This is a genomic window from Mesobacillus harenae, assembly GCF_013343715.1.
In the GTDB taxonomy this organism is placed as follows: Bacteria; Bacillota; Bacilli; order Bacillales; family Cytobacillaceae; genus Mesobacillus_A; species Mesobacillus_A harenae.
This window is the reverse complement of the sequence record NZ_JABUNR010000001.1, coordinates 461,576-487,831: the sequence shown is the minus strand read 5'-3', so window position 1 is coordinate 487,831 and position 26,256 is coordinate 461,576. Positions and strand designations below refer to the sequence as shown.

Annotated in this window: 29 protein-coding genes; 7 read left to right on the top strand and 22 right to left on the bottom strand. The window is 40.9% G+C overall.

All coding sequences use genetic code 11. From position 1 onward, the window contains the following. The first annotated feature begins 433 nt into the window (after positions 1-433). Positions 434-970 (top strand): DUF3231 family protein, encoded by a 537-nt coding sequence (locus tag HRJ06_RS02215; RefSeq protein ID WP_338421043.1) that lies wholly within the window; start codon positions 434-436, stop codon positions 968-970. Between the two features lie 221 nt (positions 971-1,191). After that, positions 1,192-1,737, top strand: coding sequence for a general stress protein (locus tag HRJ06_RS02210; protein ID WP_174728051.1), 546 nt, complete (start codon positions 1,192-1,194; stop codon positions 1,735-1,737). A gap of 99 nt (positions 1,738-1,836) precedes the next feature. Here the strand turns inward: HRJ06_RS02210 and HRJ06_RS02205 are convergent, their stop codons facing one another. Next, positions 1,837-2,604 carry an STAS domain-containing protein gene (locus HRJ06_RS02205; RefSeq protein ID WP_174728048.1) on the bottom strand — a complete coding sequence of 256 codons (768 nt, stop codon included), beginning with the start codon at positions 2,602-2,604 and terminating at the stop codon, positions 1,837-1,839. A 129-nt stretch (positions 2,605-2,733) separates the two neighbouring features. Here HRJ06_RS02205 and HRJ06_RS02200 point away from each other — a divergent pair, with 129 nt between their 5' ends. Both HRJ06_RS02200 and HRJ06_RS02195 read left to right on the top strand, forming a co-directional pair. Then, positions 2,734-2,931: a hypothetical protein gene (locus tag HRJ06_RS02200; protein WP_242035105.1), complete on the top strand. Its 198-nt coding sequence runs from the start codon at positions 2,734-2,736 to the stop codon at positions 2,929-2,931. A 169-nt stretch (positions 2,932-3,100) separates the two neighbouring features. Continuing rightward, positions 3,101-3,241, top strand: a complete 141-nt coding sequence (locus HRJ06_RS02195) for a BA3454 family stress response protein (RefSeq protein WP_174728031.1) — start codon at positions 3,101-3,103, stop codon at positions 3,239-3,241. A 130-nt stretch (positions 3,242-3,371) separates the two neighbouring features. Here HRJ06_RS02195 and HRJ06_RS02190 read toward each other — a convergent pair whose 3' ends face one another. The 5 genes from HRJ06_RS02190 to HRJ06_RS02170 form a co-directional block, all read right to left on the bottom strand. Continuing rightward, positions 3,372-4,394 carry a C40 family peptidase gene (locus tag HRJ06_RS02190; RefSeq protein ID WP_174728028.1) on the bottom strand — a complete coding sequence of 341 codons (1,023 nt, stop codon included), beginning with the start codon at positions 4,392-4,394 and terminating at the stop codon, positions 3,372-3,374. Positions 4,395-4,867: 473 nt separating this feature from the next. Next, on the bottom strand, positions 4,868-5,428 hold the full coding sequence (locus HRJ06_RS02185) for a TetR/AcrR family transcriptional regulator (RefSeq protein ID WP_174728025.1): 561 nt from the start codon (positions 5,426-5,428) through the stop codon (positions 4,868-4,870). After that, positions 5,429-6,136: an MBL fold metallo-hydrolase gene (locus HRJ06_RS02180; RefSeq protein WP_174728023.1), complete on the bottom strand. Its 708-nt coding sequence runs from the start codon at positions 6,134-6,136 to the stop codon at positions 5,429-5,431. It lies immediately after the preceding gene. 186 nt (positions 6,137-6,322) lie between these two features. After that, on the bottom strand, positions 6,323-6,787 hold the full coding sequence (locus tag HRJ06_RS02175) for a hypothetical protein (protein ID WP_174728021.1): 465 nt from the start codon (positions 6,785-6,787) through the stop codon (positions 6,323-6,325). Between the two features lie 115 nt (positions 6,788-6,902). Then, entirely contained in the window at positions 6,903-7,055 is a 153-nt protein-coding gene (locus HRJ06_RS02170; protein ID WP_174728019.1) for a hypothetical protein, read from the bottom strand. Between the two features lie 186 nt (positions 7,056-7,241). On the opposite strand from HRJ06_RS02170, the gene HRJ06_RS02165 reads away from it, so the two are divergent. From HRJ06_RS02165 to HRJ06_RS02155, 3 genes are all read left to right on the top strand, one after another. Next, the gene (locus tag HRJ06_RS02165; RefSeq protein WP_174728162.1) at positions 7,242-8,408 is read left to right on the top strand and encodes a TIGR04053 family radical SAM/SPASM domain-containing protein; all 1,167 of its coding nucleotides are present in this window, start codon (positions 7,242-7,244) and stop codon (positions 8,406-8,408) included. A 172-nt stretch (positions 8,409-8,580) separates the two neighbouring features. Next, a complete protein-coding gene (locus HRJ06_RS02160) occupies positions 8,581-8,874 on the top strand; it encodes a HesB/YadR/YfhF family protein (protein WP_174728017.1) in 294 nt (97 codons plus the stop codon). A gap of 700 nt (positions 8,875-9,574) precedes the next feature. Further along, a complete protein-coding gene (locus HRJ06_RS02155; protein ID WP_174728015.1) occupies positions 9,575-9,865 on the top strand; it encodes a hypothetical protein in 291 nt (96 codons plus the stop codon). A gap of 60 nt (positions 9,866-9,925) precedes the next feature. On the opposite strand, the gene HRJ06_RS02150 is transcribed toward HRJ06_RS02155, so the two are convergent. The 16 genes from HRJ06_RS02150 to HRJ06_RS02075 all read right to left on the bottom strand — a co-directional run bounded on the left by HRJ06_RS02150 (position 9,926) and on the right by HRJ06_RS02075 (position 25,905). Further along, a complete protein-coding gene (locus HRJ06_RS02150; protein ID WP_174728013.1) occupies positions 9,926-10,582 on the bottom strand; it encodes a lysozyme family protein in 657 nt (218 codons plus the stop codon). Between the two features lie 232 nt (positions 10,583-10,814). Beyond that, a complete protein-coding gene (selB, locus tag HRJ06_RS02145; protein ID WP_174728011.1) occupies positions 10,815-12,698 on the bottom strand; it encodes a selenocysteine-specific translation elongation factor in 1,884 nt (627 codons plus the stop codon). A 249-nt stretch (positions 12,699-12,947) separates the two neighbouring features. Beyond that, positions 12,948-13,760 (bottom strand): acetate and sugar kinases/Hsc70/actin family protein, encoded by an 813-nt coding sequence (locus HRJ06_RS02140; RefSeq protein ID WP_174728009.1) that lies wholly within the window; start codon positions 13,758-13,760, stop codon positions 12,948-12,950. Between the two features lie 13 nt (positions 13,761-13,773). Further along, on the bottom strand, positions 13,774-14,517 hold the full coding sequence (locus HRJ06_RS02135) for a YwaF family protein (protein WP_197969803.1): 744 nt from the start codon (positions 14,515-14,517) through the stop codon (positions 13,774-13,776). Positions 14,518-14,519: 2 nt separating this feature from the next. Then, positions 14,520-15,194 carry a Dph6-related ATP pyrophosphatase gene (locus HRJ06_RS02130; RefSeq protein WP_174728006.1) on the bottom strand — a complete coding sequence of 225 codons (675 nt, stop codon included), beginning with the start codon at positions 15,192-15,194 and terminating at the stop codon, positions 14,520-14,522. A gap of 224 nt (positions 15,195-15,418) precedes the next feature. Next, positions 15,419-15,943: a CBO0543 family protein gene (locus HRJ06_RS02125; RefSeq protein WP_174728003.1), complete on the bottom strand. Its 525-nt coding sequence runs from the start codon at positions 15,941-15,943 to the stop codon at positions 15,419-15,421. 238 nt (positions 15,944-16,181) lie between these two features. After that, complete coding sequence (locus HRJ06_RS02120; protein ID WP_174728000.1) at positions 16,182-19,322, bottom strand: AAA family ATPase; 3,141 nt, start codon at positions 19,320-19,322, stop codon at positions 16,182-16,184. After that, a complete protein-coding gene (locus tag HRJ06_RS02115) occupies positions 19,319-20,464 on the bottom strand; it encodes an exonuclease SbcCD subunit D (protein ID WP_174727997.1) in 1,146 nt (381 codons plus the stop codon). Before HRJ06_RS02115 ends, HRJ06_RS02120 begins: the two co-directional genes overlap by 4 nt. Before the next feature lie 377 nt (positions 20,465-20,841). Next, on the bottom strand, positions 20,842-21,042 hold the full coding sequence (locus HRJ06_RS02110) for a cold-shock protein (protein ID WP_174727994.1): 201 nt from the start codon (positions 21,040-21,042) through the stop codon (positions 20,842-20,844). A gap of 189 nt (positions 21,043-21,231) precedes the next feature. Beyond that, the gene (locus HRJ06_RS02105) at positions 21,232-21,369 is read right to left on the bottom strand and encodes a YvrJ family protein (protein ID WP_174727991.1); all 138 of its coding nucleotides are present in this window, start codon (positions 21,367-21,369) and stop codon (positions 21,232-21,234) included. 193 nt (positions 21,370-21,562) lie between these two features. Continuing rightward, on the bottom strand, positions 21,563-21,781 hold the full coding sequence (locus tag HRJ06_RS02100) for a DUF2922 domain-containing protein (protein WP_174727988.1): 219 nt from the start codon (positions 21,779-21,781) through the stop codon (positions 21,563-21,565). Between the two features lie 57 nt (positions 21,782-21,838). Next, positions 21,839-22,054 (bottom strand): DUF1659 domain-containing protein, encoded by a 216-nt coding sequence (locus HRJ06_RS02095; RefSeq protein ID WP_174727985.1) that lies wholly within the window; start codon positions 22,052-22,054, stop codon positions 21,839-21,841. A gap of 146 nt (positions 22,055-22,200) precedes the next feature. Then, entirely contained in the window at positions 22,201-22,647 is a 447-nt protein-coding gene (locus HRJ06_RS02090; RefSeq protein WP_174727982.1) for a GNAT family N-acetyltransferase, read from the bottom strand. 46 nt (positions 22,648-22,693) lie between these two features. After that, on the bottom strand, positions 22,694-23,650 hold the full coding sequence (locus HRJ06_RS02085; protein ID WP_174727979.1) for an ArsA family ATPase: 957 nt from the start codon (positions 23,648-23,650) through the stop codon (positions 22,694-22,696). Between the two features lie 12 nt (positions 23,651-23,662). Further along, positions 23,663-23,926, bottom strand: coding sequence for a cory-CC-star protein (locus HRJ06_RS02080; RefSeq protein WP_174727975.1), 264 nt, complete (start codon positions 23,924-23,926; stop codon positions 23,663-23,665). Between the two features lie 236 nt (positions 23,927-24,162). Then, on the bottom strand, positions 24,163-25,905 hold the full coding sequence (locus HRJ06_RS02075; protein WP_174727972.1) for a carbon starvation CstA family protein: 1,743 nt from the start codon (positions 25,903-25,905) through the stop codon (positions 24,163-24,165). Positions 25,906-26,256 lie beyond the last annotated feature (351 nt).

Sequence of the window (26,256 nt, the reverse complement as noted above, 5' to 3'; positions counted from 1 at the left end):
CTTCTACCACTAACTTGGATACATATTCTTTGTACTCTTGTGAAAAGTGCTTCCCCATCTTGAACACGTCCTTTTAAATGATATTTATATTATAAATAAAATCTCATTTTCACGTGTCCACTTTTTAGACTAACTTTAAACCTCCGCTTATTTTATCGATCACTGGTTAATGACTTAAGATAGGAAAGAATGTTTTTATTTATCGGCCTCTCTGTATACCATTTACAGCATAAACGCCAAATCGTAGTTAAATATCATTTTTAACAAAATCCATAAAAATAAGCAGCCTAATTCAATTGGGAATAGAAAGGCTAATTGGTGTGCTAATTTAGCTTTTGTATTCGAAAACCGATCCCGTAGGTATGGGGGGCGGCCTTTTCTTCACATAAACCGGACTATTAAGGGGGATTATGTAACTAATACATTGCTTGAGGTGAAAATTTATGACAAGAACGTTAGAATCGGTAAGCGAATACTTGAAATCCCTTGTCTTCATGTTGGTGAAGTAATGAGCCTGTGGACAGCTTTGACTTCTTTCCAGGAAGCCAGGGGACTTTATCAGGCCGCCTTAAATACTACTGAGGATGCTGATCTGATTCATGCTTTAAAAAATGCTATTAAAGCATACAAAAATGACTACGACATGATAAAACAATTTATGATAAAAGAGGGTATCCCTCTTCCTGCAATAAATGAAGATAAACCAAAGTCTGACCCAATGGCAGTCCCTGAGGGAGTTAAACTGACAGATGACGAAATTGCTAACTTAATTTCCGTAAAGGTGGCCTTTGCAATCACTTTTTGTGCGCAATCCTTATCTCAGAGTGTTCGTAATGATGTCGGGATATTATTCTTTGAGATTCAAGTCCAACTAATGAAATTTGCCGCACCTCTTAAAAACCTAATGAATTCAAGGGGGTGGCTAAAATTACCTCCTCCCTATCTTCCTCCGGGTAAGCCTGAACAATAAGTCTGATATCACAACCTACTCTTACTTCCATAGGTTATCATTTATGAAAGCTGCTGTTTTTGCAAGCAGTTTTTTTGTTTTATGGTTATATCGGTACTCTATGATAGGTTAATTTCTTTAATCTATCTCTCAAAAACCATCTAAAATCAAAAACTCTACGTTTCTACTCTATTTCTGGAGGGTAGTTAGTAACTGTGAGCAAAAAAAGGAGGTTATATAAAATGGAAAAACGTATAATTGGTGGAGTATTTGAAAATGAAGAAAATGCTATTCGTGCAATTGAAGATTTAAGAAAAATGGGATATGACAAGGATTCAATTTCAGTTTTCGCTAAAAGTCATGATGATGTTGAAAACCTTGAGGATGCGACTGGTTCAGATGTTGAAACAGGTAACGACGCTGAACGCGGCAAAGCAGCAGGAAAAGGAGCCGCAATTGGCGCCGGATCAGGTGGAATCCTAGGTGGTATTGTCGGACTGATCGCCGAAGTCGGGCTTCTTGCTATCCCTGGCATCGGACCACTTGCAGCTGCAGGCCCGTTAGCAACTACACTTAGCGGTGCAGCAATTGGCGCTGGCGGTGGTGGTATCGTTGGTGCATTAACTGGAGCAGGAATTCCGGAGGATGACGCTAAAGAATACGAACGCTATATCAAAGAAGGAAATATCCTCTTACTAGTAGAAGCAGACGACACAAAAGAACGTGACGTTTACCAAACCTTCACTACCAACCGTACCCTTAACACAAATATGTATCCAACCCACTAAGATTGAGTAGGGTGACAGGCACCATCCATTTTTGGGATGGTGCTTTCTTCTTTTATACAAAAAGAAAAAACCCTTTCATTTTTGAAAGAGTTTCGTCCACTATAAAATAGTTCGTTTTTCTGTTTTCAATACATATTCCAAACCATCCTGTGTTGTCGATAAGGTTGGATAGTTAAATTGGTAATGCGCAAAGGCGATCGCTAGCTCAGGGGACATTCCCACAAAAATACACTCTGAACCAATGATTTTTAAACTATCGGCAAGCTTCTTTAAATAAGAGGCAGTTTCTTCCGTCCATTCTGTTAAGCCTGTGACATCAAGCAGGACATACTCCATACCCTGGTCCGTGCAATATTCGAGCACTTTCGTGAGGAGAAGCTCACCCCGATCGAGATCAAAACCTCCAAACAGCGGGATCGCAATTGTTTTATCCCATATTTTTAAAATTGGGACTGAAAGAGCCTCAATTAATTTTTCCCTCCGGCTCTCTTCTTCTGCTTTTGTTGTCACGTCCATTAGCATGACAACATATCCTTTTATTTCATTGCTATTATAAATGGGATTTATGATAATATCCGTTACAAACTCATCCTTAATATTAATACGGGCTCGGTGGCTTTTTTCTAACTGGCCCATAATACGATTCTGATGATCTGGGTTCTGATGAAAATGATTCATGTTCATACCGATAATCTCGCTGGCATTATTCATGCCAAATAAGGGAGCAATATTGGTTAATAGACTAGCTGCTGTTGGGTTTACCCAGGCTACATTATAGTCTTTATCTGCTACAATAATATTTTCGCCGATACTATTTATTATATTTAATTCAGGAATGCTAGCCGGAATTTTACCTATTGCGTCCATATTATCTTCCTCTCTTATCATGTTTTTCGTATTATAGCATAGTTCCCTTTCTTCATGGAGATATAACACCTTCAACTTATTTCCGTATATTAATCTTTAAAAAACAAAAGAATAAGGATTAGGAAAGGAATGATTACCGCTATGCCTTTAAAACGCCCTGATTTTATGAAAACTGCATACTTTGTTGACGAACCTGGCAACTGGCATCTGAAGCCTGGCGCTCCAAAAAAGCTTCAAGAAGAGTTCCAGCAATACATGGAAAGCCTTCAAGAAGACAAAACCGAACCAGGAACCATTCAAGGAGTACATATCTCATACCCTGAATAACCTAAAGGGTGACAGGCACCATCCAGTTTTCTGGATGGTGCCTGTCACCTTTTTAGCAATATGTTTCGCTATCTTCATTGGTGGATATATATATAAGACATGGAGAGTGTTGGAGTAAGCATACTATCTTTCACTACTATATAAACATGAAAAGAAAGGATTTTGTTTTATGGTTGAAGTAACAGTTGTTGTAAATTTTTCAGGAAGAAGTTATCGAACGAACGTGATAGCACCTAGGGAAGCATCTAAGGATGAAATTATGCGTCAGGCCCATCAGCAAGTGAGAAAACAATGGATTTCATATATCTGATTCACACACCAAAGCCGCTCTGGACATCCAGAACGGCTTTTTTAATTAATGGTTTTTCACAAAAAAATAAAAACCTCCAAAAAGGAGGTTTAAAAGTTTACTAGATTGGTTATATTAATAATAACTTATATTATAGTGCGGTTTTGGCGCCTAAATAACGTGGCTTCCAGTAAGAATTGTTCATGTCACTAATTTCTACTCCACGAGAAGATCCTGCATGGATAAATTTATTATCGCCAAGATAGATACCTGCATGAGATGGACCTGGTTTATATGTTTCAAAGAAAACGAGATCTCCTACTTTTGGAGAAGAAACTGATTTAGAAGCATTCCAGATATCAGAAACAGTTCTTGGAATAGAAACTCCAGCCTTGTTAAATACAAATTGTAAATAACCGCTGCAATCAAAGCCTGCAGTTGTGCTTCCGCCCCATACATATGGAGTACCAATGTGTTTTTTGGCTTCAGATACTAACGCACTCACCTTATTGGAAGTCGGATAAGTAGCCATGACTGTTGTTGAATTATTAGATACGTTTGTTGGTGCTGGTGCAGATGACGCTGTTCCAGTCACTTTTAAAACTTGTCCAGGATGAATAACATTTGAGTTTAATCCATTAAGAGATTTTAGGTTTGAAACCGATATTTTATGGCGACTAGCAATAACTGATAAAGAGTCTCCGCTTTTAACAGTATAACTTCCTGTGCTAGTATTGCTTACTGGTGCAGCCACAGCTTTAGTAGCTGTTCCTTTCACCTGTAATTTTTTCCCCGGATGGATAATGTCGGACTTTAATCCATTAAGAGACTTTAATGTATTAATAGTTACTCCGTAGCTTTTTGATATTCCCCATAAAGTATCGCCAGATTTCACTGTATAAGTTGTTGTGCCAGAAGCAGGTGCAGCAGCAGTAGTTGTCGAATGGCTATGTGGTGCAAGAACGGATAATTTCTGATTTACATATATAGTTGAGCCAGATAAACCGTTCCAAGATTGAATATTATTGATTGATACATTATATGATTTAGAAAGTGCCCATAAAGAATCACCAGATTTCACCGTGTGTACTTTATCATGTGCACTTGCAGCTCCGTTGAATGATGTGAAAAAGATACCGGCTGTTGCAGCCACTGTAAGTAATTGTTTTTTCATGTATGTTTGCAACTCCCTTTTTATTCGCTGTTTACAAGCTTAATAGTAGAGTTAATTTTACTAGAAGAAAATCTATAAAAAATGGGTATGAAGGTAATAGTTACCAGCATGTTTACGCTTACCCTGGAAAGAGAAAAAGCCTGAATCCCTACTGCTACAAGGGATTCAGGCCTTTTTTTTCGAAAAATTTGATTTTTGTGTAACACTCCTGAAATATAAGCTTAAACATGCTGTAACTTTGGAGCGAAACTGTAAAACTACCTACTCAAATTAGGTATATAGACTCTGTTCAGGATTGTCAGTTTGCTAACTTACTAGATATAAACCTGATTAAACATGGATTCTTTTATTTGTTGTATAAATGGCATACTTGAAATCCTCCACCAAACACAGTTCTTAATACCTATGTTTTTTTCAAAATCTCACGAAACTAATTCCTATATAAATCTTTTAACTTTCCCCATCATGCAGTTTTAAACTTTTATTCCTCTTAAATAAGTGTTCAGCAGATGCCTCAAACTTTCATTTACATCTAGAGTAAGGTTAAAACCTCCCCCCCATTGCTCTAAAGATGAAAATCCATGCACAATGCTTCTTAATCCTCTAACTGTGTGGAGTGCTTCTACTTCATTCAAGTTAAAAGGTTTTAAAACTTTAAGCAATAGATTAACAATATCTTCTCCTGCGGCTTTTATGTCACTGCTCGCATCGGGCCCAGCAGCCATTGCTGCTTCGTAAAGCCCTGGGTGCAACCGAACAAACTCCACATAACACTGCCCAATTTCCAGAATCGCTTCCTCTCCTTTACTGCCAACTGCTGCATCCGTCATTCTATCTCTTAGTTTTATCAGTCCATGTAATGCCAATCGATTTCGAAGGTGATCAAGACTTTCAATATGGTTATAGAGGGAAGGCGTTTTTATATTGAGCTTTTGTGCAAGACTTGCCATAGTGAGGCTCCTAAACCCAATTCGATCTATGATTTCAATTGCTGCCTGTAAAATCGCCAGTTGATCGAGACCACGTCTTGCCATCTAAACCACGCCCTCTTCTGTTTCCTTAATTGCTAATTCCATTGCCCGCTGTGGACTCACTAGAACATTTCCATGTCCAACCGCAAGAAGAGACGGCGACAAGTCTAACAGTTTTTTTGCGCTGAGGGCAGCATCCTTCCTGCTCCATGTTGCAAGAGCAGGAAACGGAAATAATAACTTCATTCTTCCTGACACCGCTACGCCTCCTCTCGTTTGGTACGCATCACCGGCAATAAGCGCTCTGCTTCGGCTATCTAAAAAAGACATTGATCCAGGTGTATGGCCAGGTGACAAAAAGGCTGTTAAAGATCCAATTTGGTCACCCTCTTTTACAAGGATATCAGGACGGGTGTGAACCTTTTTAGGAACCCCTCCCCTAATCGGCAGCTGTGTTTCTCCCGGCTCTAGGGTTTTGTCCCCCGCTAAAAGCTTTGCGTCACGGCTTGATATATATACCTTGGCCTCTGGCAGTACTACTTTCAAACGGTCTAACGCTCCTACATGATCATCATGTGCATGCGTTAAAAGGATTCGTGTAATTGGCTTTCCAATCATCGCTGCCGTCTTTAAAATTCCATTCATGCTATATGGCAAAGCCGCATCAATTAGTGTTAATTCACTGTCTTCTTCTATTAAATAGCAATTCACAGGAAAAAAATTAGCTAAAAAAGAAATCTGGTGTACCTGGCCATAGCTTTGAACTTTCATTATCATCCCTCCAGAAAACTAATACTATTAGTATTATAACTAATAACATTAGTTTTTACAACCACGTTTTTCCGATTTTTCCCATCAGACAAACAAATCGCAGCCATTTTATGTAAAGGAGATGTGTTTTTAGCATGCATAGCAGCTAAAATAACCTGAATGTGGGGACAGGCTGAAAGATTACCATTACTCCGGTACCAGAATCCTTGCATGATAAAGAACATAACCTTCTGCCCATTTTGCTCGTACTTCTATTGCATAGTCACCCGGGCTCACATTCCATTGTTCAAACTGTAATGTTCTTTCATTTAACCCGCCACTGTATACTACTTCACCAGTATCCATTTCCCACAAATAACAATCAATTGAGGCAGGCACAGAATCAAAGGTGAATTCGAGCGTGTCGGTTGTTTCAACAATCAGTGGCTCATTGTCTCGAACCACTCCAGTTGGATCACCCAAAAAATTAGCCGTTGCCGACCGCCCCCACCGCTCCCAAGAATAAGTGCCAGACTCCATCACTACTTTATCTTCCACGGTTGCCAACCGACCATTGGGGGGTTTAGGTGTATATTGATTGTACAGGCTCCAACTTAAGCCAAAAGCAGCCAACAAAAACAACCCTGCCCCAAAAACATGAGATTTTACCACCTGAGCACTCCCCCATTCGTTCATCCTATGTATCAAAGATTAATCAAGTGATCCTGTGTAATTAGACGATGCTCAGGCGATTTATGTTTCAGAATCGAAATTTTTTTCTGACTATTTAAATTAAAGAAGCTCCTGCATAGATAACCAGTCCTATCAATAGCACACTTGCTGGTAAACAACCGCAACCCATACATCCGATATCAAAAGGTAAGCTAGCCTTCAAAACTCCATCCACCTTGCTTTCAGTTTTGCTTCTTTTACTTTTCATTTTTCACCCCTCGATCAATCCTATCATCGCGGTTTAACGTCATAATATCGTCGGCCTTTTGTAGATTAATTGTAACATTCAAAGACTCCAGATCTGTCTTCTAATTTTATAATAAACCTATACAAACTAGTTAACAGCAGGATTGTTTGTATGTAAAAAACAAAAAGATTGGTGATGAAGATACAAATGCATCCACATGGAAATGGACACCCTCATACCGGAGGGCACCCTGGAAGTTTAATCGACTATAACGAAAATCCTTACATTGTGATTTGGGAAGTGACACGAGCTTGTCAGCTAAAATGTATACATTGCCGTGCAGATGCCCAAATATCACCTGATCCCCGCGAACTGACTCATGAAGAAGGCTTAACATTAATTGACCAGATTTACAAAATGAATAATCCCATGCTTGTTTTTACAGGTGGAGACTGCATGATGAGGGAAGATCTTTTTGAACTAGCAGACTATGCTGTAAAAAAAGGAATGCGGGTTTCAATGACACCTAGTGCAACAGAAAATGTGACAAAGGAACGAATGAAGAGAGCTAAACAAGCCGGCTTGTCACGATGGGCATTTAGCCTCGACGGCCCGACACCAGAAATTCATGATCATTTCCGGGGCACACCCGGATCATTCGATTTAACACTGGAAAAAGTTAAATATCTAAATGAACTAAACATGCCACTTCAGCTTAATACAGTCATTTCACGTTATAATTATCATCATCTTGAAGAAATGGCTGAGCTAATGAAGGAACTCAAGGTAGTCATGTGGTACATATTTCTGCTTGTGCCAACAGGCCGGGGACAAATGGATGATTGTTTAACACCTGCTGAGCATGAAAAAGTATTCCGCTGGCTATATAAGCTCAGCAAAACAGCTCCTTATGATATCAAAACAACGGCTGCCCAGCATTACCGCCGCGTCGTTTTTCAACAGAAGGCAAAAGAACACATTGTCGACCGCGGAGAAATTCGGTATGAGGACACCCTCACAAAGGATATGGCTTCAGTCATAGACGGTTTAAAGCGGGCCCCTAAAGGTGTTAACGACGGAAATGGGTTTATCTTTGTTTCACATGTGGGAGATGTTCTTCCAAGCGGTTTATTGCCAATCAAGGCTGGGAATGTCCGAGAAGCTTCCCTAGCTGAAATTTACCGTGAGGCTCCTGTTTTAAAAGAACTGCGTAACCCTAATCTTTATAAAGGAAAATGCGGAGTTTGCGAATATCGATTTGTATGCGGCGGCTCTCGTTCCCGCACTTATGCAGTAACTGGAGATTATTTAGAGAGCGAACCTTTCTGCGTTTACATACCGGAAGCAATGAGGAAAATAGAAGCAACGGTTTGAACAGATGTTTAAGCAGACCCCAAACGGCTCTGCTTTTTTTGTGTGATTTAAGCGAGAGTACTTTTGGCAATTTTATGACACTTTAAACCTGCTCCCCTTTTCTGTGATAACAAACACAGACAATTGCTTATGAAAAAATTAAACTTAAACTATGAAAGGGTGGTGCAATAAAATGATTTTAATAGAAAATAACGCATACAAATGGTTCGAAAATGAATTTCAATCGCAAAAGCCTTTTTATATCCGGTTATACCCGCAATATGCAGGTTTTGGTAAAAAAAATAAAGGTTACTCCCTCGCATTTTCAAAGGAAACTCCGCATGTATTAGGTGAAGAGCAGGAAATCGAAGGAATCACTTTTTATGTGGAATCCAATGATGCCTGGTTCTTTAATGATACCGATGTAGAAATCAAATACAGTACAGAAGCTCAAGAAATTTTCGCATTCTACAAGGAAAGCCAATAAGTAAGTCCAGACTTCCACGCTCTTGGGAAGCTATGCAATCCCGATCATTGGACAAACGGAGATCAGAAACTACTAATTAGTCATAAGAGATACCAGGTGTTAAATCGCCCGGTCTCTTTTTTCGTTTTTTCTTGTACGAGTTGTACTTGATCCTTCAGGCGTTGGAGAAAGTATTAGACTTAATTTAAATGATTTCAGATAAATTTATTGGCCATTAGATTACTGATTTGCATCTTTTTGAAAGGCTCTTTTCTAAAAGACTGTTGTTCTTGCATGAGTTTTGAAAACTAAAGTTGATTGGAGCGGAAGGTGCGAGACTCCAGCGGGAGCTGCGGGACAGGTGAGACCCCACAGACGCTAATGCGTCGAGGAGGCTCACCGCCCGCCCCGCGGAAAGCGAGCATCTGAAGCGGAAATCAACGACTGCATTTTTTAAATAGCAACAAAGTTCACGAAACCAGGCCTTTTTAAAACATCAGGTATTGTTTGAAGGAGCTCAAGCCTAGTTTATAATTATATTCCATAAAAAAACAATATATTCCTTAACGATAATTATTCTAAGTTGTACCATAACCAACCGCGTTAATCCTTTACGATGGTTGGTCCTCATCCAAAAACAATCCAAACCTCAAAGGAATAGCTAATCATAAACCCGTTCCTTAAGGGCACAATATGTAACAGTGAAAGGAGGGTGAATTCGATGGATTTCGATATTGAGCATCTCGTTGACGATATGCCGATTTTCAAAAATCATGAGGAAGCACAAAATTGGTTTAAAGATAGATACCATGACCGTTTTGTACGTATGACCACGAACGATGAAGAGGGTAAAATGGTTTATTTTTATCATTTAGTTAAAGACCCGGATGCCTATCAGAGCTATATAGCTAGCCTGGAGGACCCAGATACAGATATCACAACAACAGAGCCCTTTTACAGTTATTCAACCATTGAAATTAATGAAGATGGCGAAATTAGCGTAACGCTTTAGTTAATCCCTTAGATCGAGGTTCCCCAGGAGCCCGATTTTTTTGTCTTTTCACTGGGCTTCTTAAAAAGAGATCTCTTCAAAAAACATTTGGCTGCTAGCTGTTAGTGTTTCTATGTTTTTAACTATCTTAGTACTATAGGTATAGTCTCCATAGCAATACGGATAAAGATAACTTGTTTTATCTCCTCTGCAGTTATAGACCTCCGGCTTCTTTTGTACCTGTTTATGTGAATACTCTTTAGCGAGTTCCTCACTGTGCTTACCTCCATGCTGCTCAACATAATCTATGTAACCAATCCCCATATTGTAGGCCTGAATTACTGTTTGAAAATCCACCTGTTTTTTACTGCCATAGGTTACAGCATGTTCAAAATGCTTTACTCCCTGTCTAATACTTTGCTCTGGATCAGAAATACTGTTGGGAGCCAGTCCGAGAGATTCAGAGGACTGCATGGGATCACCTCCCTGGCCATTACTTTCTTGCTGCATGATCGCTGCTAACACAACAGTGTATTCCTCTAGCTGAACCTTTTGCAGTTCTCGCCGAATCGTCGGTGTATGTTTTTGAACCTCTTCAGATGTATTGTTGACCACGGAATGGCTGCCGCGTTCATGGAAAAAATGATCAGCTATTACAAAAGACACACAAAGAAAAAATAGCAGAATGGCGATATTAAAGTTTCGCTGGATTTTTTTCTTGCTTTGCTTGCGTCTCATATGGTCCCCCACTTTTATGCTTTTATCACATGGTTGTTTGACAAGAATATAATCTAATCTTCTATTACTATATCAGATTACGCATAAATAGTGGTCCTTCTCAACCGCATTCAAAATAGCGTGGGATGATTTTCATCTGTGTCCTGCCATTAAGACTCCGGGATTTACCCATCAAAAAAAAGCAGCACAACAAGACTATTTGCATCTCATTGTATTGCTTTTTTAAGATTAATTAGTTCTGCCAGATACGCTTATTTTCAATCCTCTTTGTAAAGCCTTTGGCATCGAGCCGCTCTAAAAATGGAATCATGTATTTTCGTGACAGGTCGAGAACTCCTTTGGCATCAGGCACTTCAAATTCAGTGCTTGTCCCTTTCCTGAGCTGAGCGACAGCAATATTGAAAACATCGCTATGCCAGTAATATTGATCATCAAGCGGTTCAATGAGGTTTTGTTCTTCTAAATAATGCTTTAGGTCGATTGCCAATGTGTCAGGTAAACCGGCGTTTTTAAAATAATCTTTAAGATATTGTACCTTCATGCCATCCTTTTTTAACGCTGCTAGCATATTTTCAGTCCGTTTTTCCCAGCTTTTAGGGACATGGGGATAAAAATCAGCAGATGCCACAAACTGGCCTCTTCTTGCAAGAAGCCCCGAATTGATCCCTTGTTCAACTGCATAATCAAGCAGCGAACGAGAGTATAATTCAGCTAAAGACTGCAGCAGCTCGGCTTTATTTAAGCCTTGCCTCATAGGCGTGTTTGAGTGGAAGCTTGCCAAGCGGCTGTTCATTTTATCAATTATTGCCTCAACGATTCCTGACAAAGAGTATTCTTTCCCGTTATAACAGACAAATGGATCATTCCCAAGAGCAGTTTTCAACGTGTTTTCGTCGAGAGCAGTGCGCTTAATCAGCTCATTCAAGGGAAGGCTTTTGGCCTCTTGGAGTGCAGCAATAATCCGCTCCTCAGGCGTCCCTTCCTTTTTCTTTTCAAGTTCGACTATGGTCTGTTTCCCAAACCGGTATTTATTAGCGCGCGGGTCAATGACCCAGCCGCCTCCGATTGTTTCCGCTGGGCTCGGCCTTCTGATAATAAAACGATCTCCTCGCTTTGTAACAATCTCCTCATCCAGCCGGAGCTGACACAGAATTTCTCCAGACTCTTCCTTCAGTTCATTCCGGTCAAAAAAGACAATCCGCCCCATAACTTCTGCGGTACCAATATGGCATTTAATTGGAGTCCGCTGCTTAACCAGGTAATCCAAATCCCCTGCAATCCGGATTGCGACATCTATTGTATTGGTAACGATAAAATGCTCAGACGATACTAAGACATCACCCCGCTCCAGATCTTCCTTTGATATTCCCGATATATTAATGGCAGCTCTTTGTCCCGCAAATGCCTGAGTCGCCTGCTTATGGTGTACCTGAAGCTGTCTGGCCCGGACTTCAATTCCTTCAGGCATGACCTTTAATGTCTGGCCTTCCTCAACCATCCCCTCATACACCGTACCGCGGACAACTGTTCCTTGGCCTTTCACTGTGAAAACCTGGTCAATCGGGAGCCGAAATGCCCCTTTGCTATCTCTGGTTTCCTGCTCTTTCAGCGTGTCGATAATCAAATTTTTAAGTTCATCAATACCCTTTTTCGATAAGCTGTCCACGACTACAAATGGAGAGTTCTCGAAAACAGTCCCATCTAACTCGCCAAGTATATCATCCTTTACAAGTTCGGCAAATTCCTCTTCGACCCGGTCGATCTTGGTTATGGCCACTATCCCATTTTTAATCCCGAGAAAACCCAAGATATCGAGGTGTTCACGTGTTTGCGGCATAACCCCTTCATCTGCTGCCACGACAAGAACGACTAGGTCAATCCCAGCCACCCCTGCAATCATTTGGCGAATAAATCGTTCATGTCCAGGAACATCAACAACAGAAATTTGCAGCTCGTCACTTTCGTATAACGGTGCAAACCCGAGTTCAATCGAGATTTGGCGTTCCTTTTCTTCTTTAAGCCGGTCAGTATCGACATTGGTTAACGCTTTTGTCAGCGTCGTTTTCCCATGGTCAATATGCCCAGCCATTCCAATAGTAAAATATCTCTTACTCAAAGCTGCCACCTACTTTATGGTATCTCTCTTTTTTACTGTAGCTCGAAAAAGGAAAATGATCAAGCAACACGAAATGCAGAGCCGACCGCTTAGAAACGAGCAAACTGCAAGCTTCGACTAAGAAGCGTTCCTTGCTTCTGCCGGAGGAGCTGAAGTTTGCCGAGTTTCTCGGAGGCAAAGCTGGACAATCGAATGCGGAGCCGACCGCTTGCTCTGGATATGAATCAAAGTGCTTAAGGGATTTTCCTATTACTTATCATCTAGCATCAGGGCACCGACAGCACCACTATACTCACCATTTGGAATAAAAATTGATTGAAGTCCAGTCATCTGGGCGAAATGCTTTAAAGCGTTTTTCATTGGAAGATTCGCAGACAGAGTGCTTCCAATAAAAGCCACATGTTTTGTTTTGTGAAGCGAAGCTGTCTGGACACCGAGCAAAATTAAAGTCTCTGCGATCATGTTGATTAAGGAAGCAGCCCGGTCACCTGCAGAACTGCCCTTAATATTACTATTCGCAAAATTAGCTGCTGTTAAGTTCCCGTCGATTGGCGGCTCTGCAGGGGTGTAAACATCTTTCACCAGCAAATCTGCGTTTCCCTTTTCACCGGCTGTTGCCAGCTGTACAAGCTTTGCAAACTCGCTTTCTCCCGTTAACAGGCATCCAAGACCCAAGAACGAGCCCCCTCCCAATCCACTTCCAAGAACCCGTTCATGCTTGTAGCCATCTACAATATAAAAGGATGTCCCTGTACCAATATTAACGAGCAAGTACTTACCTTCAATTAGAGCTTTCGATTGCTTTTGCAAAAAATCTGCACCAGTACACGAAGCAGCGAACTCAGGTACGACACGGGCGGACGAAAAAAAATGGCGTTTAAGCAATTCAGCTTTTCCCCCAGTCAGAGTTACGCTAGCATCTGGCTGGGACATTTTTATCCAAGTGACAGCGCCACCTGCCTCTACTGTTGGAAACTTTTTAAAATGAAGGCGTCCACCTTCCTCGTAAGCAATCTTGAGCAATGTGCCTCCAGCATCAATTCCTAGCTTTATTCTTGACATATAGAACCCCCTTTTACAAACCATGCTGTTTCTCTTTTCCCTTTAGGAAAAATGGTAAATACAGCAGATAAAAAAGTATTAACGCCATAACTTCAAGAACTAGAATATATGCCGGGTATGGTCCGAGATAATCGAGCAGAGATGGATTAACAGGCTTAAAGGCTAAAAACATGTAGTTGCCACCCGTCCATATGTTTACTAAATAGGCCATTCCGGCAAATAGATTTAACCATCCAAACGAAATCCATAGCCCTCTTTGTGTCGGCCGAAAGCCTTTGGCTGAGATGTAAAAAAGACTGGACCAAATGATAAGCATATGTGTTATAAAAAATTGCCAATAGCGAAAATGAGGAAAACCTAGAAACAATTCTGGTGTTATTAAAGCCTGAATTGCTCCCGAAATCCCTATAAAATATACCATTTGAAATAGAAGGTTTGAATTGCCGGCAAGCAAGGCCAACGCCAAAATCAGGCTTATCGAACAAAGTTGAAAAGGCAGGGAATACGCAAGCTCCCACGCTTCCCCTTGCAGGAGCCAGTAGTGATACAAGGCCTCCAATAAGAACAAGCCAAGAAAGAAGGAAACCCTGACCTGATTTTCGTAAAACTTAAAAGTTTTTTTCCAACGAAACAAGATGTAACAGACTAGCCCGAAAACAAATAGCATTAACATATGACCGAGCGAGAACAGCGTGAAAGGATATGCATTATAATTGTGTCCGAAAAATTCTCTTATGACAATCCCTCCCTTCAGCATTTTTACTTATGTACCAAGCACCCGCTTGTTAACTCCAGACGTTTTTCGTTCCCATGAGAAATTACATTACCCGTTTCGACCTCGATGCGTTTCCTGAACAAGGGCCCATCCATCACGAATGTGTGATATTCACCTGACTCTCCCAATGGACAAATTTCCAGCTTGCCAATGTTTCTGCTGAATTCAACATCGATCACCCGGCCTAGCCAGGAAAGATCCAATTTCTCCTCGTTTGCCTTGATCACCATTGCCTTGTAGCCTGACTCAATCAATTCATCTAAAGCAGCTTTTACCTGGCTCTTCGGCATCCATAAAGGGTAGAGGGGCACGAGACCTGCTATTTCTGCCACCCTTTCGCCCCAGTCACGATGCTCTTGAAGATATAAATCACCAAAGGCTATTCCTTCTATTCTTTCTTTCTCTTTCAAATCAGCCAGAGCCCCAACAAAACGTTCTGTATAATGCTTAAACTCACTTTCAACAAAGCGAACAGGAATTCCAAGAGCCTCTCCTTGAAGCTGTATAAACTCGACCTTTTCTTCATGAGCAAAGGTTTTCCCTTCATGTGAAGGTACAGTTGTTACAAGGAAAGCCACCTCATATCCTTGGCTCGTCAGTCGGTCAAGGGCAAGGCATGCATCCTTTCCCCCACTCCAGGACAGCGCAATCCTTTTCATCCGAACACCTCTCCCCTAAAATCTTAGTAATAACCATATCGTATCACAACACAGTTAGCTGGGTAATAAATTCGAAAGTTATGCTAGGCTAAAACCTTTAACACTGATCAAAAGCTTAATTGAAAGATATTCTATTATGATTGTAATGATGTTTTTATTAAACACAAAAACCACTCAAAACATCATTTGAATGGTTTATCCTTAGAATTTCCCTGTTGTGTATGTTACCTCTTATCAATTGGAATATGGACAGGAACCTCAAAAAACCAAAGCCAAAATATTGTCATTGGAACACTTAAAGCTAAGGTTAATAACGGCTTTTTATAATGGAGACGCAAAAAGGGAAACATGATGCAATCGAATAAGGCGGACCACCAAATACCCCAGCCGTATTTATATAGAATCGTACCTTGAAATTTTAAAATAATCTCAATTGCTACATACAATCCAATCCAAAAAAGGTAATGCCGAAAAATTCTCGAGACACTCTTTCCTTCCGGATATCGGGACAAAAACATTAGTGCTGTAAGCGGAAATGTTATAAACGTATATGACATTTCTAACAATGAATGATTGAACCAGTCTATATCAGGCGATAACTGCCAAAGCCAATGAGATGTACACAGAAAATTATAGGTGAGGTTTCCAAGGGCAACGTACTGCATTGTTGAATAATAAATGCGCCAATTTTTATAATCTCTTCTTACCCATACCGCTATGATGCTGATAAATGCTAGAAAAAGATGCATAATCCCTACCTCATGGTTTTTCTTTTTTCTCTTTAATATTGTAAAAAATTTCAATACAAGAGACTGTTAGTTTTCTACTTGTTTAATGAGACTATTCTCCTGGAACGAAATCTTCTACTTTCATTTATGCATTTGAATTTTAATTTCCAAATGCCTCTCCTCATCGACTCTTTCCAAACATATAAAAAAAACAGGCTAGAAGAAATAAGTCTCCTAGCCTGTCTTTACGAAAAATCTTTTATGCATTCAACAAGACAAATTGTGTTTTACTTCCAGTCTGGGTTGCGATAACCTCTAGCCGGGCATCAATTCGTTCTCTGAGTTCTGGTACGTGTGAAATGACTCCAACAAGGCGGCCGCTGCTTTGAATATCAATGAGTGCTTCAATAGCCTGATCTAAGGATTCTGGATCCAGAGTTCCGAACCCTTCGTCGATAAACATGGTTTCAAGGGATACCCCTCCAGCATAATTTTGGACAACATCAGCAAGGCCAAGCGCGAGTGAAAGGGCAGCTTTAAAGCTTTCGCCGCCCGACAGGGTTTTAACGTGTCGTTCCTGGCCAGTATACTGGTCAAACACCAGCAATTCCAGACCGCTTTGGACATTGCCCTTTGAACGGTCGGTTTTACGGTGCAGCCTATAGCGTCCGCCTGTCATTTTAGCCAAACGGACATTTGCTTCCATTAAAATTGCATCTAGAAAAGCAGCCAAGACGAAACGTTCAAATGTAATTCGATATGTGTTCTGTCCCTTGGATATCTCATACAAATGACCGATAAGCTTGTACCGTTCTTCAAGTTCCTTCATATCTGCATTCATATTTTCGACAGTGTCGATGATTTGCTTATTATCTCGCATTTTCATAAATAAATTTTGGTAGGCATCATCTTGATTTCTTATTTTTAGTTCAATTTCATTGAAAGCTTCACGAATGGATTTTAAGTCTGGCGTTTTCACTCCAGATAAGAGCTCAGTGAGCTCGGTAAAACGGTCAGTCACTGAGCGAAGCTCTTCACGGTAAAATCTTATCTGCTCATCGAGCTGCTGGATTTCTCGATCAGTCCGTTTCCCTTGCATGTATACTTGGTAAGTTTCAAAGCCTTGTTCATGCATACTCGTTTTAAATGCCTCTCGTTCTGCTCTCAGCTTCTCCTCCGTCACCTTGACCTGAGTTTCCACTGTTTCAAAGCGAGCTGTTTCAGTCCCAAGTTTTTCTCGTGTTTCCTGATATTTTTGCTGGGCCGTCTCCAGTTGCTTTTGCATTTCTGCCTGTTTCCCTAGAGCGAGCTGATAGTATTTTTCAAAGGATGCAATGGTTCGCAGCTGTTCAGGAATAGAAGCTTTCATTCTTTCAAAAGTCGTTTTCTTTTCTGTAAATGAAATAGTCAGTGCTGATTTTCGTTCCTCTTGCTTACGACTTTCAGCAACAAGCTTTTCCTTATCCTTTTCAAGTTTCATCAGCTGTTCTTTTATTGATTTAAGCTTAACCTGTTTCTGCTGAAGGCTTCTTTGTTCAGCATCTAGATGCTGTTTATCCGTTTTTAAAATGGATAGAACAGTATTCAGTTCCTTAGGATCAAACTCGTTATTGTATTTTTTTATATCCGTTAGCAGCTCCTCTTCTGTTTGGAACAGAGCGCGAACTGTTGTCTGGATTTCAATAAAACGTTTTTCTGCAGCTGTTTTTTCCTTTTCCAATGAGTTTAGCTGTTCACGGGCTGATTGAATATCCGCTTCAGATGGTATCTCTTCAACAGTAGAAAGAGCCGGCTTTGGATGATGATCAGAGCCGCATACAGGGCAGGCCTCGCCCTCTTTAAGGGCGGCTGATAAAACCGATGCTTGAGAATGCAGCCACTTCTGCTCAAGATTGCTAACCAATTCCTTGCCGTCCTCCAGCCATGATTCTGCTTTTTCCAGATTTTGTTTCTGTTTCTGTTCCTCTGTACCAGCTGATTTCAGGCGGCTGAGGTGCAGTTCGTACTTAACAAGCTTGTCCACCTGGTTATTAAGCATTTCAATCTTACGTTCGTTCTCATAGAAAGCAAGCTGGCTTGTTTCGATTTCTTCTTTCTCAAGAGAAAAAGCCTTTGTCTGTTCTTCCATGTTTTTAGAGAGAACCTCAGCCTCCTCTTTTAGCTTGACCGTCTTGTTAAGGTCTGATAAAAGGGCAGCCGTTTCTTTTTCAATGTCTTCAAAAGCATGAACATCTTCTTTTATATGAACGAGGCGGTTTACTTCCTCAGCAGCAGCTTTTCGCTCGGGCTCCCGCTCCTGTTCCTCCTTGAAGGCTTTTTCACTGGTCTTTAACGCCTCTGACAAATTTGCGATTTTATTTCCAAGCAGCTTCAACTGACCTGTGTATTCATCCAGATCCTTTTTCAGCCTGTGGCAGAGCTCTTCCTGGCGTGCAAGCAAGGCTGCTTTCTTTGCGAGAACAGCCGTCTCCTCTTTTGTTTTAAATAAATCTTTTTGGTTTTCCAACTGTTCTTTTTTCTGGCGGAGATCTTCTTTTGCTGACAGTTGTTTTAACACAGACTCAGCCTCGAAGATTTGTTGTTGGAGTTTGTCTCGTTCGGCCTGAAATGCTTCTTTCTCGTGAAGCATTACTTTCAGCTTAGCAGTCATAAATTCTATTTCATTATGGAGCAACGGCAGCAATATCGAGTCATTTACACTGCCAGCCTTAACGTATTCAATCAGTTCCTCATTATTAACGGCAGAAATCCTCTTGAGTGCCTGGCCTCGCTCTTCGACCTGCTTTTCGACAGCTTTCTTCAGCTCCACTGCATCTTCCTTGAGCTTCTCTTCAACTCGCTTATAAATCTCTGTATGGAAAAGCCGCTGCAAAATTAATTCTTTGTCCTTGCTGTCTGAAGTAAGCAGCTTTCTGAATTCACCCTGCGGGATCATCAAGATCTGACGAAATTGGTTGCTGTCGATAATCATAATTTCCTTAATCTTTTCATCTACATCACGAACATTTGAGGCTAGCAACAGCCTTTCACCGTCATCAGATAAGATATAAAGTTCAGCTTTGGCACCGATTGTTGTATATCCGTCTCCCCTAGCTTTCTTTTTATCCTGCTGAGGGGAGCGTGTAATAAAATAGGTTTTTTGGCGCAATGAAAATTCAAGTGAGATTTCAGTTACGATATCATCGTGCGCAAACTGGCTCCGCAGATCTGTCCCGTTTCGATCCTCACCACTTGCTTTGCCGTAGATGGCATAACTGATCCCGTCAAAGATCGTCGTTTTTCCGGCTCCTGTTTTTCCTGAAATAACAAACATCGTTCTGTGCCCAAGCTGGGTAAAATCAACCGTTTCCGTATTGGCATAAGGTCCGAACGCCTGCATCGTTAGTTTTAACGGCTTCATTTGCGGCTCTCCTCCTTTAACACCTTATCTATCACGCTGCTTATCACATCTCGTTTAGGTTTGGAAAATTCTGCAGTTGTCATTTCACTGTAAAATTGTTCAAACAGTTCGATTTCGGATTTCTTGTCATCACGAATGCTGGTGAAGTTTTGCTTTGCCTTCATGTCTGCTCTTTCAAGCTTTCGTTCAAGATGAAGGACATTCGGATAGATTTGGCGGAGCTTGCCGATCGGATCAATTAATCCGCCCTCGTCCAATAGCGTTACTTTCAAATAATCCATTGTGTTTTCTTTTTCATAAAAAGAAGGGTCCAGTAACTCTTCAATATGGCCTTCAAGTTCCCTTAAGTCCTGCTTAGGTATTAGTGAACGGTAACGGACCTCAAAGCTTCCATCCTCGTCCATTTCAATGATTGAAACGGACTTTCGCTGTTTAGCTTCCGAAAAAGAATATTTTAATAGGGACCCGGAATATTTTATAGTGTCATGCCGAATCGCATCCGGGCTATGAAGATGTCCGAGTGCAGTATAGGAAAAGGGCGCAAATAAGTCAGAGGTTACACAGCCTGAGCCACCCACAGATAACGTTCTTTCTGAATCGGATGTTTCCCCGCCAAGAACAAAGGCATGGCCTACAAACACATTGGGTTGATTTGGATTCAGATTTTCTTCCATTTTACCAACAATAGCTTTCATTGCATCCTGATGGGAGTGGATTGACGAATCATCAAGTAAATGACGGATCATTCCCGGTTCTGCAAAAGGAGCCAAATGAAAATTGACGCCTTTTATATGTACAGGCTTAAAATCATTAGTCAGCTTTCCAGTCAGGTAAAAATGGTTATGGCGATACCAGGAGGTCCCAAAGGACAAGCGTTCTGCACTGTCGTGATTCCCGGCAATAGCGACGATAGGTGTATTTTGCTCTACATTTATTTTATATAATACTTCATCCAACAGCTCGACCGCTTCTGTTGGGGGCACAGAACGATCATAAAGATCACCGGCAATAACAACAGCATCTGGCTGCTCCTCAGCCACAAGTTCTACAAACTGCCTTAAGGCCTCACGCTGGTCTTCGGTCATATACACACCATGAACAAGCTTTCCCAAATGCCAGTCAGCTGTATGAATAAATTTCATGCTTATCCCTCTTTCTTTAACGCTTATTCTATATATTGATAGTTTGAAATGATCATTTAAGATACTTAGCTAAGTTATAATTATAGCAGACATATTTCTAAACCGTTTCTCTCAATTTAAGGAAATTAAGAACATTTGTTCCTGTTTATTTTACCAATTAATAATGGAAACTTCTACCTTTAGTATTGGCATTCACAAAGTGTTCATAATCCACCTGGAATTTTATATGTAGATCCGAATACGGGATTACTCGGAGAATTAAGAGGAATTGACTTAGAAGAATTCGAACACAAAGGTTCCTTACAATATAATTAGCTGGAAATAGCAAAAAAATAATACAGCCTGACTCAAAGAGCCAGGCTGTTAATAGCAATCTATTATTTTTTTACGACGTTAGCAGCTTGAGGTCCGCGAGCACCTTCGACAACTTCGAATGAAACTTCTTGACCTTCATCAAGAGATTTGAAACCTTCAGATTGGATTGCAGAGTAATGAACGAATACGTCGTTTCCGTCTTCAGCTTCAATAAATCCGAAACCTTTTTCAGCATTAAACCATTTTACTTTACCGTTTGTCATAAAAGAAAATCCTCCTATTGGCTAACCAAGCCATGTGTAAAATTTAACCTATTTACAACGATCAGCTGCTTCAATTACTCATCCAATCTTTTGGTGCAGTAGCAGTTTGCACAAATCTACGATGCAAAAAGGCTTACTTAAATTTAGCATTGTTACCTAAAAATGTCAAGTGAAAGCGCTTACGTTAAGTTAGCTATTCATCCGTTCGGGCAGGCTGTGAATGGACTGTACGACCGTATCCAGCTTAGCTTCGATCCGGTGAAGAAGGTAAAGTGTGACCACGATCGGAAACCCAACATCGCTTATAAACGGAATGAGCTGTTCCATTTCCCAAACCTCCTTTTTTTAGTTATATGACTTTCAAAATGCCCCCTTTAATTTGCACTCAAACTAGTAAACTAGAATGAGCGTGGCCTGCATTAATTCAGTAGGTTTCGTATCTTAGTGCCAAGCTTTCGCTAATTATAGACTGCCCGCTTTCGCATAAAAAGCCGGCTTCCTAAGAAACCGGCTAGTCCCATTAAATCAATTCATATTCCACTACATTCCGTTCGACCACTCTAGCTCCTTTGGCACTAACAAGGTTTCCATTAACTGAATAGAATGCATTAGAGGCAATAACCTGCTCCATTGCCAGTTTTACATGAGCAGGGTCAATTGGTTCCTTCGGGCTGTCTACCGTTACATTTGCGGATTTTCCAGTATCTGTAATAAAGTTCAATTCCAGTGTTTTCGCCAATTTGTTCACCTCCTATCAATTATTTTTAAAAATATTTGCCATTAAGCGTTTCTAAGCTTAAATAATATCAAAGCTGTCATTTCGCTCAATGGAGCCTAACTGGTAGCTGCTTAGGCCTGCTAATGCTGTTGCAGCCTGATGAAACTGGTCAGCAGTCGCTTCTCTTTTCACATTGCTGTAGGTTTTCGCCTTGTAAATTGGCTGCCCCTTTTCGTCCAGCCCAATTTCAAAAAACATTCTTAGATTTGTACTTTTTATCATTGCTTGTGCCATTTTGTTTCACCCCCTTTCACCTTCTATATATAAGGTAAGGGATGAAAAGGACAGGCAGCAGAAAAAATTCTATTAAACACGAAAAAGAGCCCAGAGGAATTCTAGGCTCCATTTAAATAGTGAGTGGGCTCCGAGTTGTAAGCTCCTTATAAACTCCGTCCCATAAAGGTGCAAATATTTTCAAAGCCAAATTTCTTATACAAGGCTATTGCTTTTTCATTAAAGCTATAGACGTTTAAGCGTACTTCCGTATGGCCAAGCTGGCGAAGATCTTCTAAAGCTGCTTCCATAAGCCACGATGACAGACCTTGTCCGCGATAATCTTTCTTTACATAGACATCGTTGATCCAGCCAATCTCTTCTCCATTCAGCCAATCAAAGCTTTTATCAACCATAATCCACCCAAGCAAGCTGTCCCCTTCTTTTACACATAAAAAGTAGGCATCGTGCTTAAGAGAATGTTCATAAGCCTCAATCATGTTTATCCGGCTATCAGGTGAGGCGGTTCCAGTAGCTTCCTCCCGATTTATGCCTGCATAATCAAAAATTTCGTCTCTTTCTATTTCACCTGCTACTGCTATTTTTCTTTCCATAGAAAAACCTCCAATCCTTAAGCCGCTTTGATTGAGCTTATCGCTATTATGAATTTTTCACAAGACCTATATTGAACTCAAACTGCTCAGCAAAATCCTGAAGGTCTGCGAGCGTAGAAATATCGTGGTCCAGCAATGGCATATGAATTCTTTTCTTGCCGTTAAATATCTCAGAAATCCGCTCTAAATATCCTTTTTCGTTTTTCCGCCGTTTGGCCATAAAACTTCCGTCTGCCTGATCTGGGATAACTCTATTTACGACAATTGTCTCAACTTCTATACCATTGGAACTTAAATGTTTGAGAGCTTTTTCTGTTTCTAGTATTGGCAGTCTTTCTGGGTTAATAACGAAAAGGTAGCTTGTTGCTGTTTTGCTGAGGAGCAGTTCCCTGACTTTGCTGAAGCGCAATCTCCGCTCATTTAGCTTTTCATACAAAGGATCCTCAACTGGCTCTCCATCGTTCATCCAATTTGAATAATTTTCATTTGATTTCTTTCTCCTTTCAAGGAGCCCGTCCATCCAGGCTCCCATTAATTCGGGGAGAGTCAGCAGCCGTATCGTATGGCCGGTTGGGGCTGTATCAAATACAATTGACTGATAACGAGGTGATTCTTCCAGGATAATTTGGGTCATTCGATCAAACAAGGCGGCTTCCTCTGAACCAGGTGAAAAGGCAGCTAGATCGATCTGCCGGTGAACCTCTCCGAGCATCTCAGCCTTAACAAGGCCAGCCAGATTTTCCTTGACACTATTTATATAACGATTGGATTCTATTTCTGAATTAATCTCCAAAACATCAAGATTCGGTAAAACATTAGCGATCTTTCCATGATCAAGCTTTTTATGAAAAAGATCTCCCGTGTTATGAGCTGGATCGGTCGAAACCAGCAGCACTTTTTTTCCCTGTTTAGCCAGCACTAAGGCTAAGGCACTGGAAGTTGTACTTTTACCGACTCCACCCTTCCCGCCAATAAAATAAATCTTTTTATTTAAAAATTCCAATTTACTTTCCTCCTAACAGCACCTAAAACCAGTGAGCGGTGATTTTTCCATACCCATTCTTAAGTGCCAGTCATGGAATTTCTCAATAATAACTGGATAAAGTTCGAGTGTATAATAAAAGGCCGGGTTTGGCAGGCCGACAACTTCGGAAAAACAAAGAAGCATAAATAAATCATCTTCATCTCTTAACTCACGGGCAATCTCGGCCCGGTGAGGATTTTTTAAAATTTCATCATAAAGGTCTATTATTTTTTTCATTTTATCAAATAGAGACATTCCAGCCCTCCTCTCTCGAATAAAAGCACAAACGCCCGTTAGCAGGATATGGACTGGAGCACACCAACTGAGATAAAGGAAACACGAAGAGCAGGAGCGATTCGATGTTGACTTATCGTAGGGAGGTGGGCAAAGTACACTAGTCTCTGGGCGCTGGAGCTAGACGGGAGTCAATGTTCAAATATTATACTTATCTTTTTAAAAAGAGACCGGGAAAAAACCCGGCCTTCTCCTGCCTACATATCCTGTGAGATCGGCGGTGTTTCATCCCTGTTAAAGGCTGAAACTGCTTCTACAATTATCCAAAGCACGAACACTAGGATCACACCTCCAAATAAAAACAGAAGCACACTCGGATTTGTTCCTGAAAAAACGTTCCATTGAAAAACCACCTGTTGGACCATTGCCCACAAGGTCACGAAGAAGAGAAATACCATCGGAATAAAGGTGACCAGGTAATTTCTGCCCTGACGCTTCAGCCAAATCGATATTAACAAGAGGCTGACACCAGCTAACAGCTGATTGCTCGTTCCAAACAATGGCCACAGCAAGTAACCGCCTGATCCAAAGCCATTAGGACCTTTCGGGAGCAAGACTAGACAGGCACTTGCCACAACGGCCATGGAAGTTGCTACATGTGTTTTCGTTAACGGCTTAAGATTGTATTCGCTTCCAATTTCAGCAATGATATACCTCATTAATCGGACAGAAGTATCCAAAGTCGTAGCAGCAAAACTCACGACAATAACAGAAACAATGGTACTCGCGATATCAGCTGGAATCCATATTCCTGTTGCCAGCTGGGCTGCGCCGTTTATGAAGTTTCCAAGGCCTCCAGCACTAGCTGCCGCAAAACTTCCGTAGGCAGCAACGAACTCCCCTTTTGTAGCAAACAAGGTAACGACAGCAATAATAGCAATTAACGCTAAAATCCCTTCTCCCACAGCCCCTAAGTAGCCAACAAATCTTGCATCCGTTTCTTTATCCAATTGTTTGGAAGATGTTCCAGAAGAAACTAGCCCGTGGAAGCCTGAAATTGCTCCACATGCTATCGTAATAAACAACAGCGGGAACCATGACACATCAGAAGCTGCACCATTAAGAGCTGGAGCTGTAATTTTCGGCTGCAGGAAAACAAGTCCGGCATATAAGATGAATAGCCCGACAACAAGCTGGTGGGAGTTAATATAATCCCGCGGCTGCAGGAGCTTCCAAACCGGCAGAGTTGAAGCTATATAGCAATAAACCATCAAGATAATAATCCATACAAAGAAGGCCATCGAAACGCCGTTTAAACCAAACATCACCGTGCTATCTGCTCCCCCAAAGTACCTCACAAGATCAATTTGCAAGGCAGGCACCCTGCTGGCTAAAACGGCCGCTCCATACATTACTGCTAAAGCAATCAAGGACGGAAATAACATATTCGTTTTCCGTTTGTATACAGCGTATCCAATCCAGACTGCTAACGGAATCTGAATAAACACAGACAGAACACTTGCTGGAAACTTTACAAATAAATTGGCAATAACCCAGGCAAATACAGCGTTTACCATAAGGACGAGAATTAAGATTATGAATAAGAACATAATTTTTGCGCGTTTACCTATTAATTTGCTTGTGATCGTTCCTACAGACTGGCCTTTATTTCTTACTGATAAAACGAGAGTTCCGAAATCATGTACACCTGCTGCAAATACGGTCCCAAGAATTACCCACAAAAATGCAGGGAGCCATCCCCAATACACAGCGATAGCTGGACCAACAATTGGTGCAGCCCCTGCTACAGATGTAAAATGGTGGCCCCATAGAACATATTTGTTTGTCGGGACAAAATCTACACCATCTTTATACCTGTGAGCCGGTGTCACGTAATTCGGATCAAGCCTGTAAATTTTCTCAGCTACCCATTTCGAATAAAAGCGATAACCAATAGCAAATACACTCATTCCAATGACTGCAAGCCATATAGAATTCATCCTTTTCCCTCCTTTTTCAATTTAGGAACTGAGCATACACTTACACCACAATGCAAAGTTTTTACCGAGTTCCTCAAAAGTAGAGTGAGTTTGTCATTAAGTGAATTTTGGGAAGGTTTGTTGTTGAAATGGTTAGAACCAAAATTTACGCCTAGATAAGTGATTAAACTTTGGCTGGATCATCTTACTCCCTCTTAGAAAATTTCACTCCAAATAGAACCACACCTCCTTATTTAATGGCACTGTTAAAGAAAAAACATTGTTGATTTATAGCAGTGTTGATTAGAGTGATGGCGATCGACTCCGGCGGGAGCAGCGGTACAGGGGAAACCCCACAGGTGCTTCAGCGCC

Coding starts and splice junctions, on each gene's coding strand:
- HRJ06_RS02140 (WP_174728009.1), bottom strand. CDS start 13,760: ATGTCAAGAATAAAGCTAGGAATTGATGCTGGAGGCACATTGCTCAAG.
- HRJ06_RS02135 (WP_197969803.1), bottom strand. CDS start 14,517: ATGCTGAAGGGAGGGATTGTCATAAGAGAATTTTTCGGACACAATTAT.
- HRJ06_RS02210 (WP_174728051.1), top strand. CDS start 1,192: ATGGAAAAACGTATAATTGGTGGAGTATTTGAAAATGAAGAAAATGCT.
- HRJ06_RS02110 (WP_174727994.1), bottom strand. CDS start 21,042: ATGACAAACGGTAAAGTAAAATGGTTTAATGCTGAAAAAGGTTTCGGA.
- HRJ06_RS02080 (WP_174727975.1), bottom strand. CDS start 23,926: ATGTCTCTATTTGATAAAATGAAAAAAATAATAGACCTTTATGATGAA.
- HRJ06_RS02105 (WP_174727991.1), bottom strand. CDS start 21,369: ATGGAACAGCTCATTCCGTTTATAAGCGATGTTGGGTTTCCGATCGTG.
- HRJ06_RS02180 (WP_174728023.1), bottom strand. CDS start 6,136: ATGAAAGTTCAAAGCTATGGCCAGGTACACCAGATTTCTTTTTTAGCT.
- HRJ06_RS02115 (WP_174727997.1), bottom strand. CDS start 20,464: ATGAAATTTATTCATACAGCTGACTGGCATTTGGGAAAGCTTGTTCAT.
- HRJ06_RS02155 (WP_174728015.1), top strand. CDS start 9,575: ATGGATTTCGATATTGAGCATCTCGTTGACGATATGCCGATTTTCAAA.
- HRJ06_RS02075 (WP_174727972.1), bottom strand. CDS start 25,905: ATGAATTCTATATGGCTTGCAGTCATTGGAATGAGTGTATTTGCTATT.
- HRJ06_RS02190 (WP_174728028.1), bottom strand. CDS start 4,394: ATGAAAAAACAATTACTTACAGTGGCTGCAACAGCCGGTATCTTTTTC.
- HRJ06_RS02120 (WP_174728000.1), bottom strand. CDS start 19,322: ATGAAGCCGTTAAAACTAACGATGCAGGCGTTCGGACCTTATGCCAAT.
- HRJ06_RS02150 (WP_174728013.1), bottom strand. CDS start 10,582: ATGAGACGCAAGCAAAGCAAGAAAAAAATCCAGCGAAACTTTAATATC.
- HRJ06_RS02200 (WP_242035105.1), top strand. CDS start 2,734: ATGATTACCGCTATGCCTTTAAAACGCCCTGATTTTATGAAAACTGCA.
- HRJ06_RS02195 (WP_174728031.1), top strand. CDS start 3,101: ATGGTTGAAGTAACAGTTGTTGTAAATTTTTCAGGAAGAAGTTATCGA.
- HRJ06_RS02205 (WP_174728048.1), bottom strand. CDS start 2,604: ATGGACGCAATAGGTAAAATTCCGGCTAGCATTCCTGAATTAAATATA.
- HRJ06_RS02095 (WP_174727985.1), bottom strand. CDS start 22,054: ATGGCACAAGCAATGATAAAAAGTACAAATCTAAGAATGTTTTTTGAA.
- HRJ06_RS02165 (WP_174728162.1), top strand. CDS start 7,242: ATGCATCCACATGGAAATGGACACCCTCATACCGGAGGGCACCCTGGA.
- HRJ06_RS02170 (WP_174728019.1), bottom strand. CDS start 7,055: ATGAAAAGTAAAAGAAGCAAAACTGAAAGCAAGGTGGATGGAGTTTTG.
- HRJ06_RS02160 (WP_174728017.1), top strand. CDS start 8,581: ATGATTTTAATAGAAAATAACGCATACAAATGGTTCGAAAATGAATTT.
- HRJ06_RS02090 (WP_174727982.1), bottom strand. CDS start 22,647: ATGGAAAGAAAAATAGCAGTAGCAGGTGAAATAGAAAGAGACGAAATT.
- HRJ06_RS02185 (WP_174728025.1), bottom strand. CDS start 5,428: ATGGCAAGACGTGGTCTCGATCAACTGGCGATTTTACAGGCAGCAATT.
- HRJ06_RS02130 (WP_174728006.1), bottom strand. CDS start 15,194: ATGAAAAGGATTGCGCTGTCCTGGAGTGGGGGAAAGGATGCATGCCTT.
- HRJ06_RS02125 (WP_174728003.1), bottom strand. CDS start 15,943: ATGCATCTTTTTCTAGCATTTATCAGCATCATAGCGGTATGGGTAAGA.